Here is a 1,322-nt window from a genome sequence, read left to right on the forward strand (position 1 = left end):
GGGAGTATCCGGAATTTCGTGCTCGGTGGGGTTATCCTGAAGCGAAAGGAGCCCCTGCATGGCACGACGCAAAGAGGCCGTTATCCCGGACGCGATCCTCGACCAGCTGCTGGCTGGTGCTGACGCCAAGACGGCGTTCGAGCAGAACGGCTTGCTCGACCAGTTGAAGAAGGCGCTGACGGAGCGGGCGCTGAAGGCGGAGCTGGATCATCACTTGGCCGGTGACGAGAGCGGCAACCGTCGCAATGGCTACGGCCGCAAGACGGTGCTGACCGAGGGCGGGTCGATGGACCTGTCCATTCCACGCGACCGGACAGGAACGTTCGATCCGGCGCTGATCGCCAAGTACCAGCGGCGGTTTCCCGGCTTCGACGAGAAGATCATCTCGATGTACGCGCGGGGCATGTCGACGCGGGAGATCACCGGGCACCTGCGGGAGCTCTACGGCATCGAGGTCTCAGCCGACCTGATCTCCACGGTGACGGACGCGGTGATCGAGGAGGTGACGACCTGGCAGAACCGCCCCCTGGAAGCGATCTACCCGCTGGTGTTCCTGGATGCCATCCGGGTCAAGATCCGCGACGAAGGCCTGGTGCGCAACAAGGCCATTCATGTGGCCATCGGCGTGCGGGCCGACGGCGCCAAGGAGGTGCTGGGCCTGTGGATCGAACAGAACGAAGGCGCCAAGTTCTGGCTGCGTGTGCTGAACGAGCTGAAGAACCGCGGTGTGGAGGACATCCTGCTGGCCGTGCTCGACGGGCTGAAGGGCTTTCCCGAGGCGATCGCCGCCGCCTATCCCGAGACGATCGTCCAGACCTGCATCGTCCACCTGCTGCGCCACAGCATGGAGTTCGCGTCCTGGAAGGACCGCAAGGCCATCGCCGCCGCGCTGAAGACGGTCTACGACGCCGTCGATGACAAGGCCGCCGAGGTGGCCCTGACCGTCTTCGAGGACGGACCCTGGGGCGAGAAGTATGCGGCCATCGGCAAGGCGTGGCGGCGGGCTTGGCAGGAGGTGATTCCCTTCTTCGCCTTTCCCCGCGAGGTCCGGCGTATCCTCTACACCACCAATGCCATCGAAGCGTTGAACTCGAAGCTGCGCCGGGCGGTGCGCGCCAGGGGGCATTTCCCCAATGACGAGGCCGCGCTGAAGCTCCTGTTTCTCGTCTTGAACCGCGCCGAGAAAGACTGGAAGATGCCGCCACGGGAGTGGACGGCCGCCAAGGCGCAGATGGCCGTTATCTTCGGCGACCGGTTCGCAAGGGCGATGAACGCCTGAAACTGAAATCCGCCCCGCCGAGCACGAAATTCCGGATACTCCC

At 64.5% G+C, this 1,322-nt stretch carries 1 protein-coding gene; it reads left to right on the plus strand.

Going from position 1 to position 1,322, the window contains the following annotated elements; genetic code table 11:
• Window positions 1-58: 58 nt before the first annotated feature.
• Window positions 59-1,279 (plus strand): IS256 family transposase, encoded by a 1,221-nt coding sequence (locus J2852_RS31245; RefSeq protein ID WP_209883180.1) that lies wholly within the window; start codon window positions 59-61, stop codon window positions 1,277-1,279.
• The last annotated feature ends 43 nt before the right edge of the window (window positions 1,280-1,322 follow it).

It is taken from the genome of Azospirillum soli (assembly GCF_017876165.1).
GTDB lineage: Bacteria > Pseudomonadota > Alphaproteobacteria > Azospirillales > Azospirillaceae > Azospirillum > Azospirillum soli.